Source organism: Curtobacterium sp. ER1/6 (assembly GCF_001742745.1).
Taxonomy (GTDB): Bacteria; Actinomycetota; Actinomycetes; order Actinomycetales; family Microbacteriaceae; genus Curtobacterium; species Curtobacterium citri.
The window spans coordinates 99762-114798 of sequence record NZ_MJAK01000005.1; the positions used below are offsets into that span (position 1 = coordinate 99762).

Consider the following 15037-nt stretch of genomic DNA (forward strand, 5'->3'; position numbering starts at 1 on the left):
TGGTCGCCGGGGTGACGCCGCTCAGCTGAGCTGGTTCGCCTCCACCCAGGCGAGGTACTCCGGGCTGACCGTGCCGGTCACGTACTCGCCCGTGAAGCAGCTCATCTCGAGGTCGGTGACGTCCGAGCCCTCGATGATCGCGTCGCGCATGTCGGCGACCTCCTGGTAGATGAGGTGGTCGCTGCCGAGCACGCGGTTGATCTCCGGGATCTTCCGGTCGTGCGCGATGAGCTCCGCACGGGTCGGCATGTTGATGCCGTAGACGTGCGGGTACCGGACCGGGGGAGCGGCGCTCGTGAACGTGACCTCGTTCGCGCCGGCGGCCCGGGCCATCTCGACGATCTCGCGGCTCGTGGTGCCGCGCACGATCGAGTCGTCGACGATGAGGATGTTCTTGCCCTTGAACTCCGACGACATCGCGTTGAGCTTCTGCCGGACCGAGCGCTTGCGCTCCGCCTGCCCCGGCATGATGAACGTGCGGCCGACGTAGCGGTTCTTGAAGAAGCCCTCGCGGTAGTCGATGCCGAGCTTCTGCGCGACCTGCATCGCCGCGGGGCGCGACGAGTCCGGGATCGGCATCACGACGTCGATGTCGCCCGTGGGGGCGTACTGCGCGATCGTGTCCGCCAGGCGGTTGCCGAGGCGGAGGCGGGCGTCGTAGACCGAGATGCCGTTCATCACCGAGTCGGGCCGGGCGAGGTAGACGTACTCGAACGAGCACGGCACCAGGCGCGGGTCCTTCGCGCACTGCCGGGCGTGCATCTGGCCGTTCATCTCGATGAACACGGCCTCGCCGGGGGCGATGTCGCGGACGATCTCGTAGCCGCCGGACTCGAGCACGAGCGACTCGCTCGCGACGACCCACTCGGGCTGGCCGGCCTCGTCGAACTTGTGCCCGAGGATGAGCGGGCGGATGCCGTACGGGTCACGGAACGCCAGCAGGCCGTGGCCCGCGATGGTCGCGATCGTGGCGTAGGAGCCCTCGACGCGCTCGTGCACGCGCTCGACGGCGTCGAACACCTGGCCGGCGTCGAGCTCGCTGCCGCGGACCTGGCCCTGCAGCTCGTGCGCCAGCACGTTCACGAGCAGCTCGGTGTCGCTCGTCGTGTTGAGGTGTCGACGGTCGATGTCGAAGAGCTCGCGGGTGAGCTCCCGCGTGTTCGTGAGGTTGCCGTTGTGCACCAGGACGATGCCGTACGGCGCGTTCACGTAGAAGGGCTGGGCCTCTTCCTCGTTGCTCGCGGCGCCCTTCGTGGCGTACCGGACGTGGCCGAGGCCCATGGTGCCGAGCAGGGCCCGCATGTCACGGGTGCGGAAGGACTCCCGCACGTGGCCGCGCGTCTTGTGCATGTGGTGGACGCGACCCTCGACCGTGGCGATGCCCGTCGAGTCCTGACCCCGGTGCTGCAGGAGCAACAGGGCGTCGTAGATGGATTGGTTGACGGGCCCCTGCGCAACGAGGCCGACGATGCCGCACATTCGCGGTGTGCTCCAGACCGTAGGATCGGGTGGTACCGAACAAGTCTGCCACGCCCCGCGGAGGACCACGCATGCCGAACCCGTACGCAGCCGCCGGCGTCGACACCGCAGCCGGTGACCTGGCCGTCGAACTCATGAAGTCCGCCGTCTCGGCGACGCACAACGCCTCGGTGCTCGGGGGTGTGGGCGGCTTCGCGGGGCTCTACGACGTCTCGTTCCTGCGCGACTTCTCACGGCCGTTGCTCGCCACGTCCACCGACGGCGTCGGCACCAAGGTCGCGATCGCGCAGGCGATCGACAAGCACGACACGATCGGGCAGGACCTGGTCGGCATGGTCGTCGACGACATCGTCGTGGTCGGCGCGAAGCCGCTCTTCATGACGGACTACATCGCGTGCGGCCGGGTCGTGCCGAACCGCATCGCGGACATCGTCGCCGGCATCGCCCGGGGCTGCTCGGCCACCGGCACGGCGCTCGTCGGCGGGGAGACCGCGGAGCACCCGGGGCTGCTCGGGCCGGACGACTACGACGTGGCGGGTGCCGCCACCGGCGTCGTCGAGGCGGACCGGCAGCTCGGGGCGCACCTGGTCGAGGACGGCGACGTCGTCGTGGCGATCGAGTCCTCCGGCCTGCACTCGAACGGCTACTCGCTCGTCCGGCACATCCTGGCCGGCAAGGGCGTCGGGTACACCGACCAGCTGCCGGAGTTCGGCACCGGGGTCTCCGTCGGTGAGGCCCTGCTCGAGCCGACCCGCCTCTACACGTCGCCGTTGCTCGCCCTGCTCGACGCGCGACCCGGTGTCGTGCACTCGCTCTCGCACGTGACCGGCGGCGGCATCGCGGCGAACCTGGCGCGCGTGCTGCCCGTCGGCACCTGGGTCGAGGTCGACCGCACGACGTGGACGCCCCCGTCGGTGTTCCGGGTGCTCGCGTCGATGGCGGGCACGCCGGTCGAGGAGACCGAGGGCACGTGGAACCTCGGCATCGGGATGTTCGCGGTCGTCGCGGCCTCGGCGGCGTCCGACGTGCTCGGGGACCTGCGTGCCGCGGGGCTGCCCGCGTGGACGGTCGGCACGGTGTCGACCTCGGCGCGGGACCTCGACGGGTTCGAGCAGGGCGCCAAGGGTGTCGACGGGGGCGCGGTGCGGCTCGTCGGCGCCTACGCCGGCTGACGCGGGGGTCCGGCGCTCCCCAACGCCCCAGGCCATGCGTCGAGGTTCCGCAATCCTGCACTCTCGCGCTGCCACGCCTGCGTTCGTGGGACCTCGGCGACCCGCGCGTGGCGAGTCGTGCGACCTCGGCGTCCGTGACCGCGCGTGGAGCTCGACCGGAGCCGCGGGAGCCGCCGTCGCCCCGCCGAGCGGGCAGGACGTGCCGCTCACGTTCGCCGAGCGTGCACGATCAGTCGCCCGGCGGCGCTGAGCGTGACGGATGTGGCACGCTCGCCAGCGCCGACCTGGTCCGGAGGCGCTGATCGTGGACGCTCGGGCGCGACGATGCCGGAGCCGGTGTCGGAGACGGTGTCGCTGGCGCCGCAGCCGCCGTCGCCCCGCCGAGCGGGCAGGACGTGCCGCTCACGTTCGCCGAGCGTGCGTGATCAGTCGCCAGGCGGCGCCGAGCGTGACGGATGTGGCACGCTCGCCAGCGCGGACCTGGTCCGGAGGCGCTGATCGTGGACGCTCTGGCGCGACGTGGCCGGAGCCGGTGTCGGAGCCGGTGTCGCTGGCGTCGCAGCCGCCGTCGCCCCGCCGAGCGGGCAGGACGTGCCGCTCACGTTCGCCGAGCGTGCGTGATCAGTCGCCAGGCGGCGCCGAGCGTGACAGATCGTGCACGCTCAGCACGCCGCACGCCGCACGCCGCACGCCGCACGCACCACGCCGCACTCCCACGACCGCACCGCCGCCCGCGCACACGGAAACGCCGCGCGGCCCCTCGGGGCGCGCGGCGTCGACGATGTGGGTCAGGCGGACTTGTTCTGGTCCTGCTGGGTCTCGAAGTCGTCCTCGTCGTCGCCGGGTTCCTCACCGTACTGGTCAGCCCAGCGGTCGACGTAGGAGTTCTCGTCCGAGTGTTGCCCGGCGGAGAGCTCTCGCTCGAGCGCACCGTAGTTCGTCTCCGGACTGAAGTACTTCAGCTCCCGGGCGACCTTGGTGTGCTTTGCCTTCTGACGGCCGCGCCCCATGCGTGACCCCCTCGTGATCGGCTCTGGTCCGGTCCTGGCGGGTGCAGGGTTGCCACCCGGGGAACCGAACGATTCGTGGTTTGAAATCTGCCGATCACTCTACCATGTACCCCGTTCCCGACTCGGCCACCGGCGTCCCCCGGAGATCGGCCGGGGGAGCACCGAAGACCTGATCAGGACTCAGGCGGGCAGGGGCTCGGGGACGCCGCGCTTGCGACGCGACGAGCGCAGCACCAGGGCGTCGATCGAGAACCGCCCCGGTCCGGTCAGGGTCACGGCGAGCGAGGCCACGGCGAGCACGAGCACGTACTCGAAGCCGCCGTCCTGGGCGAAGAACCCGGCGGTAGCGTGCGCGAGGAGGCCCGCGACGACCATGTCGACCGCGAGGAGCAGGCCGACGACCCGGGTCGCGACGCCGAGCACGAGCAGGACGCCGCCGACGAGTTCGAGGCCGGCGACGACGGGTGCCGCCACCTCGGCGAGCGGCACGCCCATGCCGGCGAAGCCCTGGGCGACGCCGGGGATGCCCTGGGCGAACTTCTGGGCGCCGTGGGCGATGAACACCACGCCCAGGACGATGCGGAGCGCGGTCAGGCCGATGGAGGTCGATGTCGTTCGCATGCGGCAGACGCTAACCGATGACGCGTCATCGACCAGGGCGGTTCGGAGGACTGCCCGGACTTCGCCAGGACTCCCTCAGGCTGCGGTCCACTGAACGGCGGACCGACGCGGGGCACCGGTCCGCCGAACGACGGACCGGTGCCCGGTCGGGACGGGCTCAGGAGTCGGTGCCGCGCCCGGTCTCCTGCTGGAGGCGCTCGATGTTCTCCGACGCCTCGGCCTTGTTGAGGTCGGCGGGGAGCTCCTCGCCGGCCTCGCGGGCCAGGGTGTCGAGGTAGCTGCGCTGCGGGCCGGTCATCGGCTCGTCGCCGGTCACCCACTGCGAGGGGTCCTTGCTGGCCGTCGTCGAGGGGTCGGGACGCTCGCCACCGAGGGTCTCGCCCTGGTGCCCGGCGTCCGGGGTCTGCTGCTCTGCATCACTCATGGCGCCGAACCTACGCGCGGGGTCGGACACTGCACGCAGCGTGCCCGTCCCCCGGACCCCGGAGCAAGGGCCCAGGACCCAGGACCCAGGACCCAGGACCCAGGACCCAGGACCCAGGAGCCCGGGTCCAGAGCCGAGGACCCCGCACCCCGGGTCAGGCGGGCGGGACCGGCGTGCCGGTGTACCGCACCAGGTCCGGCCCGATGCCGCTCGCGGCGATCGGTACCTCGTCGTCGCCGCGCCGCAGCCACACGGTCGCGGCGCGCTCGTCGATCCGCACCACCTCGTGCAGGGTGCCGTCGATCAGCACCGCGGCACGGACGTCCACCGCACCGGTCGTGGGTCGCGGCGGCAGCCCGACCACGTCGGCGTCGTACGCGGCGTACCGGCCGGGGGAGAGGAACGGCGACACCGGGGTGGTGACGACCTCGAGCCCGTCCGCGACGTCCCGGACCGCGACGAGCCGGACGGCCTGGTCGGTCGGCAGGGGGACGTCGACGACCGGCGCGTCGGCGGGACCGGCCAGTGCGCGGAAGGCGGGCCGACCGTCGGGGGCGAGTCGCGCCTCCAGGCCGTCGATCCGGACGCGACCGCGGCCACGCGAGTCGGCGTACAGGCCGGGCTCGAGTCCGGAGCGCCGCGCCTCGAGCCGGGACACGACCACACGGTCCGGGCGGTACCAGTCGCGGAGGGTCGCCGGGTCCACCCAGCCGATGCTCGGCACGCCGCGGGTCAGGTCGTCGCCGTCGGCGGCGGGTCGTTCGTCGAGCGCGCCGATCGGGTGCTCCCCGCGCACGGCGACGAGGCCCGCGTACGGTCCGGCGGCGGGCGGCTCGTGGTCGAGCACCTCGACGCGCTTCGACACCTTGCCGCCGTGGCCGTCGAACGTCGCGAAGGTGCGCAGGTCGGAGATCGTCATGTCGCCGACGATGCTACGACCGTCTGCCCGGGTCGGCCCAGACGGACAGGAACGTCGGGCAGGAAGGAAAGGCGGCGACGAGTGCAGCGGACGGGAGGCGCGCATCGCGTCCACCCGTCCGCTGCGGGCCGTCAGAGGGAGCGGCGCAGGGCCTCCAGTCCGTCCCGCAGACGCGTCACCGTGTCGTCGGTGAGCGTGCCGCGCGTCGCGCGGCGACGCAGGTCTGCGCGCACCTGCTGCCGGAACGACGCGACGGCCATCTCGACCTCGCGCAGTGCGCCGGCGCCGGCGGTCGGGACGTCCTCGGGCTCGTCGGCCGTCTGCCCGCGGGGTGCCTGGGCGCTCGCGGCGAGGTCCGCGCGGAGGGACCGCATGGCCTCGCCCACCGAGGCGCGGACCCCGTCGGCCAGCGTCCGGACCGAGTCGGCGACGCCGGACTGGATCGCGGCGAGCTCCTCGGCGCGGGCGTCGAGCTCGGCGCGGCCGGCGTCGGTGATGGCGTAGACGGTCTTGCGGCCGTCGGCGGTCTTGGTGACGAGCCCCTCGGCCTCGAGCTTCGCCAGGCGCGGGTAGACCGTGCCGGCGCTCGGGACGTAGGCGCCGCCGAAGCGCTCGCCGAGGGCCTGGATGAGCTCGTACCCGTGCATCGGGCGGTCGGCGAGCATCGACAGCAGGGACAGGCGCAGGTGACCGTGCGCGAACACCGGGCTCATTCGGGGACCACCGTCTCGTCGGCCCCGGATCCCGGTGCGGGCTGCGCCGGTGGGGCGTGCAGGACCGCGATGTCGCCCGACACCGAGTTCACCTTGAGGTCGAGCCACTGCCCGGAGAGGTCGCCGCCCTGCTTGACGTACGAGCCGCGCACTCCGCGGATCTCGGAGTCGTCGAACTGCAGCTTGCCGGTCGCCGTGCCCACGGTGCAGCGGTACGGCACGCCGTCCTCGAGCCGGACGCTGACCGATCCCGACACGGTGTTCACCCGGGCGGAGTCGGGGGTGCCCTGCAGGTCGAGGACGACGTCGGCGTTCACCCCGTCGGCCGTGAACCGCGGGATGGAGCCGGTCGCGACGACGTCGCCGGAGACGGTGCGGACCGTCAGTTCGCCGTCGAGGTCGCGGACCGTGGTGGCGCCGGACACCGCGTGCACGGCGAGGTCACCCGCGAGCCCGTCGACGACGACGTCGCCGGAGACCGAGTTGACCGAGGCGCCGCGGTTCGTGCCGGACAGCAGGGCACCGGCGGAGACCACCCCGACCGTCACCCGGGCGTCGCGGGGGACGAGGACGCTGACGTCGGCCGTGGCGCGTCCGCTGAAGGACCTGAGGAACCCGAGCGGGTCGTCCCAGCGGATCTGCGGGTGGTCGATCGTGAGCGTGTCGCCGTCCAGCTCGATCTTGAGCGGCTTGCCGGACACGCTGTGCACCTCCACCCGGGCGGTCGGCTCGTCGTGCGCGACGACGTCGACCTGTCCGCCGGCGAGTCCGACGCGCAGGGCGCGGACGATGCCGGTGTCGATCACCTTGGGCTCCTCGACGAGCCACTTCTCCTGGGCCATGCTGCCTCCTCGAACTCGCGATGCATCGCGTTTGGTGGTGTCACGGTACATCGCGAGTCGGTGGATGTCACGGGGCCGGTCCCACTCCCGGCACGGCGACGGCCCCGCGCCCGGTGGGGGAGCGGGGCCGTCGGACGGTCGTGTCTACTTCGCCTTGTCGAGCGCGGCCTGTGCCTGCTCGGCGGCGGCGTCGAGCGCCTCCTTCGGGCTCGTCTTCAGCAGCATCGCGGTCTGCAGCTGCGTCGACAGGGCGGCGCTCACCTCGCCGTACGCGGTGATCGACGGACGCGCCTTGGCGTACTCGAGCTCGTCGGCGAAGGCCTTGAGCCGCGGGTTCTCCTCCAGGTACTGCTTCCACGTGGCGTTGTCCGCCGTGGCCTGGTTCGCGGGGAGCAGGCCCGTGGCGATGTCCCACTTCGCCTGGGTGTCCGGGCTGAGCCACCACTGCAGGAACTTCCACGAGGCGTCCTGCTGCTTCGTCGACGTCTTGATGATGTACGAGTTGTTCGTCCCGAGGTTCATCGCCGGCTCCTTGATGCCCGGCAGGGCGAAGACGCCGACGTTCTCCTTGCCGAGCGTGCTGTCGATCGTCGACAGGTCGTAGGCGCCCGTGATGGCCATCGCGGCCTTCTTCGACGTCAGGGCCGGGACGGCGCCGTTGGTCGAGGTGGTGAGCAGCGACTGCGGGTAGGCGGTGCCGTCCTCGAGCATGTCCGTCCAGCCGGTCAGGGCCTGCACGCCGGCGTCGCTGTTGAACTCGACCTTGGTGTTGTCCTCGTTGAGGAAGTCACCGCCGGCGCCCCACAGCATCGACTGCCAGGTGAAGACCGGCCACTCGCCGGTGCCGATCGGCAGGTATGCGCCGTACTGGGTCGTGCCCTTCGTGAGCTTCTTCGCGTCGTCCTGGAACTCCGACCAGGTGGTCGGGGTGTCGGTGATGCCCGCTTCCTTGAACATCTCCTTGTTGTAGACGACCGCGTAGTCGCCGATGTCGGTCGGCAGCGTGTACTGCTTGCCGTCGAACTCGCCCGTGGACAGCATGCCCTCGGTGAAGCTGTCCTTCGTGATGTCGCCGCTGGACAGGTAGTCCTCCAGCGGGAGCACCTTGCCGGTCTCGATGACCTGCCCGGTCTGCTGCGGCGTGCTGTCCCCGAGCACCATGTCGGGCCCGGTGTCGTTCTTCAGCGCGTTGATGAGCTTCGCGTCGAACTGGTCGGACGAGGCGGCGTACTGCGCCTGGACCTGGATCCCGTCCTGCGAGGAGTTGTACTCGTCGATGAGCTTCTTCACCTCGGTGGCCTGGGGGCCGGTGTAGTTGTGCCAGACGGTGATCGTGGTCTTCCCACCGCTGCCGCCGGAGTTCCCGGTGACGGAGCCGCCGGAACACCCGGCCAGGGCCAGTGCGGCACCCACGGCGAGGGCCGTGGCGCCGAGCAGTCGCTTGCGCATGAGGTCGTCCTTTCTCGGACATCTGGGTGGAGCGAGGAGTGGAGCAGGGAGTGGTGCGAGGGGGGTACGGGAGGGAGGGTCTGGGGTCAGCGGAGCCCGCCGGCCATCGCCGACACGATCTGCTTCTGGAAGATGACGAAGACGATGAAGACGGGCAGGATCGCGAGCGTCGACCCGGCCATCAGCAGGTTGAAGCTCTGGCTCGCGTTCGCCGACTGCAGCTGCGTGAGGCCGACCGACACCGTGAAGAACTCGGTGCGCGACGCCACGAGGAACTGGAAGAAGAAGTTGTTCCAGTTGTAGACGAAGGACAGGACGGCGAAGGAGCCGATCATCGGGGTCGCCATCGGCGTCACCACGGACCACATCCGCCGCCAGACACCGGCGCCGTCGACCCGGCTGGCGTCCTCGATCTCGCTCGGGAACGAGGTGAAGAACTGCCGGAACAGGAAGGTGCCGAGGATCGACGGGATGTTCGGGACGATGAGGCCCTGGTAGCTGTTCAGCCAGTGCAGCGAGGACAGCAGGGTGATGAGCGGCGTGAACACGACCTCGAACGGCACGAGGAGCGCGGCGAGCAGGACGACGAAGACGATGTTCTTGCCGGGGAACTTCAGGCGCGAGAACGCGAAGCCCGCGGCCAGGCTCGTCACGATCTGGCCGGCGGTCGTCGCGATCGCCACGACCGTCGAGTTGAAGAAGTACAGCCCGAACGGCGCGACGGTGAAGATGTCCGCGTAGTTCGACAGCTCCCACTGCCGCGGCAGGAAGCTCGGCGGGAAGGCGAGCGCCTCCTCCGAGGACTTGAAGCTCGTCAGCAGCATCCAGAGGAACGGGCCGAAGAACAGCACGACCGCGACGAGCAGGATGACGTGGCGCAGGACGGCCGGCGAGTGCTTGCGGAACAGCACCCGGAAGGGGCGGCTGCGGTGCGGACGGGAGGCGCGGTGCGCGTCCGACGGGAGGGTGCGGGGAGCGATCTGGGTCACGGTGGCGGTCCTAGTTCAGCTCGATGGGGTCGCGGCGGTTGATGACCCGCAGCTGGACGACCGCGACGAGGATGCCGACGATGAGCAGGAGGACGGCGGCGGCACTGGCCGAGCCGCCGTGGAAGAACACGAAGCCCTGGTTGTAGATGTAGTAGAGGATCGTCTCGCTGGAGTTGATGGGACCGCCCTGGGTCAGGACGTAGACCTGGGTGAAGACCTGCAGGGCGCCGATCACGCCCGTGATGGCGAGGAAGCCCGTGGTCGGGGCGACCAGGGGGAGCGAGATCGTGAAGAAGCGGCGGATCGGGCCGGCGCCGTCGAGCGTCGCGGCCTCCATGTAGGACTGCGGGATGTTCGTCAGCGCGGCCGAGTAGATGATCATCGTGTAGCCGACGCCCTGCCAGATCGAGAACACGATGACCGAGACCAGTGCCCACGGCTCGGACGTCAGGAAGCCGATCGGGGGTGCGCCGAGTGCGGTGACGACCCCGTTCACCAGGCCGCCGAGCGGCGACAGGATGAAGCTGAAGATCAGTGCGCTGCCGACGATCGGCGCAATGTACGGCACGAAGAGCAGTGCCCGGTAGACGCCGCGGCCGCGGAAGGGCTGGGCGAGCAGCGCGGCGAAGAACAGCCCGATCGCCATGGTGACCGGGACCACCACGACGACGTACAGCGCGGTGTTGCCCGCCGCGCGGACGAACTCGCCGTCGCGGAACAGCCCGGTGAAGTTCGACAGTCCGACGAAGCCGTTCGTCTCGCCCGACGCCGGGTTCCAGTTCGTGAACGAGTAGAAGACCGTCTGCGCCAGCGGGTACAGGTAGAACAGCGCCAGCAGCACCGTCGTCGGGGCGATCAGCACGTAGCCCGCGCGGCCCTCGCGTCGTTCCATCCGGCTGGCGTCCGCGGTGGACGACCGTCGACCGGGAACGGTCACCCTGGTCGGGTTCTGAACCGCACTCGTCATGCGGACCTCCTCTTGGCTCGTCGTTGAACGCTAGGAATCGGCTGTTTCGAGCACATTACCGTTCGATCACCAAAAGTAAACAGTCGATTGTGCGACGACTTCGTTCGGCAATCGACCGTTTCATCGCTACAGTGACGGCATGCACGAGCAGCACTTCCAGGACATGGCACGGAGCCCCGGATCGGTCGGGGACGTCCTCCGCCTGGTCCGTGTCTCGGACACGACCTCGCGCTCGAGCATCGCCCGCAGCACCGGCCTCGCGCCGTCCACGGCCTCGGCCCGCGTCGACGCCCTGATGGCCCTCGGCCTGGTCCGCGAGAGCGGTGCCGAGGGGTCGCGCGGCGGTCGCCGGGCACGACGGCTCGAGCTCGTCGCGGACGCCGGCTTCGTCGCCGCGGCCGACCTCGGCGCCCACCACGTGCGCATCGTGCTGACCGACCTCGCCGGCACGGTGCTCGCCGACACCGACGCGCTGGAGCACGGTGCCGGCACCGTCCCGGTCGCGGCCGGACCCCGGGCCTCGGTCGCCGCGCTGTGGGAGCGCTTCGTCGAGCTGGCGGCGGACAGCGGGCTCGACATGGCGCGCTTCCGTGGTGCGGCGATCAGCGTCCCCGCGCCGGTGTCGTACCCGGGCGGGAGCGTGGCGACGCCGTCGTTCGAGCCGTCCTGGCACGGGGCCGTGCTGCCCGAGCTGTTCGCCGAGTACACCGACGTCCCCGTCCTCGTTGAGAACGACGCCAACCTCATCGCCCTCGCCGAGCGTCCGGGCCCGGACCGCGTCGGCACCCTCGTCGCCGTGAAGCTCGGCACCCGCATCGGCTCCGGGGTCCTGCTCGACGGTCGGCTGCACCGCGGCGTGAGCGGCGCGGCGGGGGAGATCAGCCACACGCCGGTGGACGGCGAGGCCTCCATCGGCTGCACCTGCGGCGTGCCGGACTGCCTGGAGTCCGTGGCCTCCGGCGGGGCGATCGTCGCGCGGCTCCGTGCCGCCGGACACCGCGTCGGCGGGACGAGCGACGTCCTGGCGCTCGCCGCGCAGGGCGACACCGACACGCTCGACGAACTCCGACGGGCGGGCGAGCACATCGGCCGGGTGCTCTCCGGCATCGTGAACTTCTGCAACCCGAGCGAGGTCGTGCTCGCGGGGGCGATGTCCGCCTCGTCCGTGCTCGTCGCGACGATCCGCGGGGAGCTCTACCGGTCGTGCCTGCCGATGGTCGCCGATGCGCTCGACGTGCGGGCCAGCGCCTCGCCGCGTGACGCCGGCATCCGCGGCGCCACCGTGCTCGCGGTCGACGAGGTCCTGGCGCCGACGCGGATCGACGACCTCGTCCGGACGGCAGCGGAGCAGACCGCGTGAGCGCCGCGGAGGGGACGTCCGAGCGACGCGGGGCGGTCGTCGCCGTCGACGTCGGCGGCACCACGGTCAAGGGGATGGTCCGGGTCGGCGACGTCGTGCTCGACCGTGTCGTCGTCCCGACCTTCGGCGCTGCGCCGGTCGTCGACGCCCTGGCCGCCGGTGGCCCGGCGCTCGCCGCGATCGCCGCGGTCGTCGACCGACTGGCCGATGCCGCCGACCGGGCCGGGCACCCGCTCGCCGCGATCGGCCTGTGCACCCCCGGCGTCGTGGACTCCCCGTCGGGCACGGTCGTCGTCGCGGTGAACCTCGACTGGCGCGACCTGCCGATCGTCGCGCTCCTCGGCGACCGGTACGGCGTCCCCGTCGCGGTCGCGCACGACGCCCGTGCCGCGGCGACGGCCGAGATCGCCGCACGGACCGCGGCCGGGCGCGACGTCACCGAGATGGTCTTCATCCCGATCGGTACCGGCATCTCCGCGAGCCTGGTCGTCGACAGCCGGCTCGTCGTCGGCGCCGCCGGGGGTGCCGGCGAGGTCGGGCACGTCTGCGTCCGACCCGGTGGCGAGCAGTGCACCTGCGGACAGCGCGGCTGCGTCGAGGCGTACGCGTCCGCCCGGAACGTCGCGCGGCGCTACCGCGAGGCCGGCGGCACCATCGACGGCGGCGCCGAGGACATCGTCGCCGCCGTGGACACCGACCCCGTTGCCGCCGCGGTGTGGGCGGACGCGGTCGACGCGCTCGCCGCCGGTGTCGCGATCCTCGCGGCCGTGCTCGACCCCGCGGTCGTCGTCGTCGGCGGGGGACTCGGCGAGTCCGGGGAGCGACTGCTCGCCCCGCTGCGCACGGCCGTCGACGCCCGGCTCGGCTGGCGGCCGTCGCCCCGCATCGAGCAGTCGCTCGCCGGCGCCGGCGCGGGACTGGCCGGGGCCGCACTGCTCGCCACGGCCGCCGCCGAACCGGCACCAGCACCAGGACCAGGACCAGACCACGGAACCAGGAGGACCCCATGACCGAACAGCGACTCCGGATCGGCCTCGTCGGCGCGGGGGTGATCGCCCACGCCCACCTGCCGAACCTGCTCCGCATCGGTGACGTCGTCGTCTTCTCCGAGGTCGGTGCCGAGGAACTCGTGGCCGCGCACGGCGGTGAGGTCGTCGGCTCCCTCGACGAGCTCCTCGCCCGCGTCGACGTGGTGGACGTCGTCGTCCCCACCTACGCGCACGCCGAGGTCGTCCGTGCCGCGCTCGCCGCCGGCAAGGACGTCATCAGCGAGAAGCCCCTCGCCCGCACCGACGCCGACGCCGACGACCTGGTCCGCCTGGCGCACGAGGCCGGGCGGCAGCTCTACCCGGCGCACGTCGTGCGGTACTTCCCGGAGTACGTCCGGCTGAAGGCCGCCGTCGAGGCCGGGCAGCTCGGCGAGCTCGCCGTCCTGCGGTTCGTGCGGTCCGGCGCGTTCCCGACCCGCTCGGCCTGGTTCGCCGACCCCGCACTCTCCGGCGGCATCATCATGGACCAGATGATCCACGACCTGGACATCGCCCGCTGGATCGCCGGCGACGTCGTCCGGGTCAGCGCGGTGCACGTGCGGAAGGGCACCGTCGACCACCCCGTCGAGGCCGCGCACGTCCTGCTCACCCACGCGTCGGGCGCGATCAGCCACGTCGCGGGCATCTGGGGCCCGGCACACCTGCCGTTCGTCACCGAGTTCTCCGCAGCCGGCACGCTCGGCACCCTGTCGCACGACTCCCGCGACGAGCGGAACTACACGGCGGAGCTCCTCGACGAGGAGGCCGTCGGCGGCGACCTGCCGGAGCTCGACCCCACCGAGGACCCCTACTTCCTCGAGATCCGCGAGTACCTCGGGGCGTTCCGGGGCGGCGCGGTGCCGCGCGTCTCGGCGGAGGACGGCGCCACCGCCGTCCGGATCGTCAACGCTGCGCTCCGCTCCGTCGAGACCGGCCAGCCCGTCGACCTCGAGCCCGCCGCCGGCCGCACGCACGGGACGGTCAGCGCATGAGCCCCCTGCGCATCGGCGTGCTGTCCTTCGCGCACACGCACGCGATCTCCTACCTCGCCGCGCTCCGGGCGATGCCGGACGTCGAGGTCGTCGGCACCGACCCGGACGGCACGTCGACCGGCACCGACCTGGTCGACCTCCGCGGCCGCGAGCTCGCCGAGGCCCTCGACGTGCCGTACGTCGACACCGTCGAGGAGCTCCTCGCGCAGGGCGTCGACGCGGTCGTGGTCACGAGCGAGAACGCCCGGCACCGTGCCCTCGTCGAGCAGGCCACCGCCGCCGGGGCGCACGTGCTGTGCGAGAAGCCGCTCGCCACGACGTGGGAGGACGGTCTGGCCATGCGCGCCGCCGCCGACGCCGCGGGCGTGCTCCTCATGGTCGCCTTCCCGGTGCGGTTCGCCGGGACCTTCGCCCGGCTCAGCGCGACGAAGCGTGCCGGACGGCTCGGCGACGTCCTCTCGGTGCGCGGCGCGAACAACGGCATGCTCCCGCTGACGCGGTCGTGGTTCACGGAGCCGGAGCTCTCCGGCGGCGGCGCGATCGTCGACCACGTGGTGCACATCGCGGACCTGCTCGACGCGCTCCTCGACGGCACGCCCGCGGTCACCGTCACGGCCGTGACGAACCGGGTGCTGCACGCGGCACGCGCACGGGCCGAGACCGCGGGCCTGGTGACGATCACCTACGCCGACGGCACGATCGCCGCGATCGACTGCTCGTGGAGCCGGCCGGACACGTCGCCGACGTGGGGCGGGCTGGCCCTCACCGTCGTCGGGACCGAGGGGTCGGTGGACGTCGACTTCTTCCGGCCGAGCGTCCGCGGGCTCGACGCTGGGAGCGGTCGGTCGGTGGTGCTGCCCTACGGGCCGGACTTCGACGCGGCGATGCTCGAGACGTTCGTGGCGGCCGTCCGCAGGGGAGAGCAGCCCCAGCCCGACGCGGCCGTGGGGCTGCGCACGCTCGCGGTCGTGCTGGCGGCGCAGGAGTCGGCGGCGAGCGGCGAGACGGTGCGGGCGCGGTCCGTCTGACGCGACCCCGTGACGGTCGGGAGGCGCGGTGCCAGCCGGCACCG

The 15037-nt window shown here is 72.0% G+C and carries 15 protein-coding genes; 5 read left to right on the forward strand and 10 right to left on the reverse strand.

What is annotated here, in order from left to right; translation table 11 throughout:
* Window positions 1-21: 21 nt before the first annotated feature.
* Window positions 22-1479, reverse strand: a complete 1458-nt coding sequence (gene purF, locus Cus16_RS09595) for an amidophosphoribosyltransferase (protein ID WP_069712441.1) — start codon at window positions 1477-1479, stop codon at window positions 22-24.
* A gap of 71 nt (window positions 1480-1550) precedes the next feature.
* Between purF and purM the strand changes: the two genes are divergently transcribed.
* Window positions 1551-2651, forward strand: coding sequence for a phosphoribosylformylglycinamidine cyclo-ligase (gene purM / locus Cus16_RS09600; protein ID WP_069712442.1), 1101 nt, complete (start codon window positions 1551-1553; stop codon window positions 2649-2651).
* A gap of 788 nt (window positions 2652-3439) precedes the next feature.
* Here purM and Cus16_RS09605 read toward each other — a convergent pair.
* The 9 genes from Cus16_RS09605 to Cus16_RS09645 all read right to left on the reverse strand — a co-directional run bounded on the left by Cus16_RS09605 (window position 3440) and on the right by Cus16_RS09645 (window position 10585).
* Complete coding sequence (locus Cus16_RS09605; protein WP_069712443.1) at window positions 3440-3661, reverse strand: DUF3073 domain-containing protein; 222 nt, start codon at window positions 3659-3661, stop codon at window positions 3440-3442.
* Between the two features lie 180 nt (window positions 3662-3841).
* On the reverse strand, window positions 3842-4282 hold the full coding sequence (locus tag Cus16_RS09610) for a DoxX family protein (RefSeq protein ID WP_069712444.1): 441 nt from the start codon (window positions 4280-4282) through the stop codon (window positions 3842-3844).
* 157 nt (window positions 4283-4439) lie between these two features.
* A complete protein-coding gene (locus Cus16_RS09615; protein WP_069712445.1) occupies window positions 4440-4706 on the reverse strand; it encodes a DUF3072 domain-containing protein in 267 nt (88 codons plus the stop codon).
* A 154-nt stretch (window positions 4707-4860) separates the two neighbouring features.
* Entirely contained in the window at window positions 4861-5625 is a 765-nt protein-coding gene (locus Cus16_RS09620; RefSeq protein WP_069712446.1) for a hypothetical protein, read from the reverse strand.
* A gap of 131 nt (window positions 5626-5756) precedes the next feature.
* The gene (locus Cus16_RS09625) at window positions 5757-6338 is read right to left on the reverse strand and encodes a PadR family transcriptional regulator (protein ID WP_069712447.1); all 582 of its coding nucleotides are present in this window, start codon (window positions 6336-6338) and stop codon (window positions 5757-5759) included.
* The gene (locus Cus16_RS09630) at window positions 6335-7180 is read right to left on the reverse strand and encodes a DUF4097 family beta strand repeat-containing protein (protein WP_069712448.1); all 846 of its coding nucleotides are present in this window, start codon (window positions 7178-7180) and stop codon (window positions 6335-6337) included. The genes Cus16_RS09625 and Cus16_RS09630 overlap by 4 nt, the downstream gene beginning before the upstream one ends.
* 144 nt (window positions 7181-7324) lie before the next feature.
* Window positions 7325-8629, reverse strand: coding sequence for an ABC transporter substrate-binding protein (locus Cus16_RS09635; RefSeq protein ID WP_069712449.1), 1305 nt, complete (start codon window positions 8627-8629; stop codon window positions 7325-7327).
* A gap of 86 nt (window positions 8630-8715) precedes the next feature.
* Window positions 8716-9618: a carbohydrate ABC transporter permease gene (locus tag Cus16_RS09640; RefSeq protein WP_069712450.1), complete on the reverse strand. Its 903-nt coding sequence runs from the start codon at window positions 9616-9618 to the stop codon at window positions 8716-8718.
* A 10-nt stretch (window positions 9619-9628) separates the two neighbouring features.
* Window positions 9629-10585: a carbohydrate ABC transporter permease gene (locus tag Cus16_RS09645; RefSeq protein ID WP_083263861.1), complete on the reverse strand. Its 957-nt coding sequence runs from the start codon at window positions 10583-10585 to the stop codon at window positions 9629-9631.
* A gap of 139 nt (window positions 10586-10724) precedes the next feature.
* Between Cus16_RS09645 and Cus16_RS09650 the strand changes: the two genes are divergently transcribed.
* The 4 genes from Cus16_RS09650 to Cus16_RS09665 are packed head-to-tail and all read left to right on the forward strand — an operon-like array spanning window position 10725 to window position 14993.
* Entirely contained in the window at window positions 10725-11945 is a 1221-nt protein-coding gene (locus tag Cus16_RS09650) for an ROK family transcriptional regulator (protein WP_069712451.1), read from the forward strand.
* A complete protein-coding gene (locus Cus16_RS09655) occupies window positions 11942-12955 on the forward strand; it encodes an ROK family protein (protein WP_083263862.1) in 1014 nt (337 codons plus the stop codon). Before Cus16_RS09650 ends, Cus16_RS09655 begins: the two co-directional genes overlap by 4 nt.
* Window positions 12952-13965 carry a Gfo/Idh/MocA family protein gene (locus Cus16_RS09660; protein WP_069712452.1) on the forward strand — a complete coding sequence of 338 codons (1014 nt, stop codon included), beginning with the start codon at window positions 12952-12954 and terminating at the stop codon, window positions 13963-13965. Before Cus16_RS09655 ends, Cus16_RS09660 begins: the two co-directional genes overlap by 4 nt.
* The gene (locus Cus16_RS09665) at window positions 13962-14993 is read left to right on the forward strand and encodes a Gfo/Idh/MocA family protein (RefSeq protein ID WP_069712453.1); all 1032 of its coding nucleotides are present in this window, start codon (window positions 13962-13964) and stop codon (window positions 14991-14993) included. The genes Cus16_RS09660 and Cus16_RS09665 overlap by 4 nt, the downstream gene beginning before the upstream one ends.
* Window positions 14994-15037: the final 44 nt, after the last annotated feature.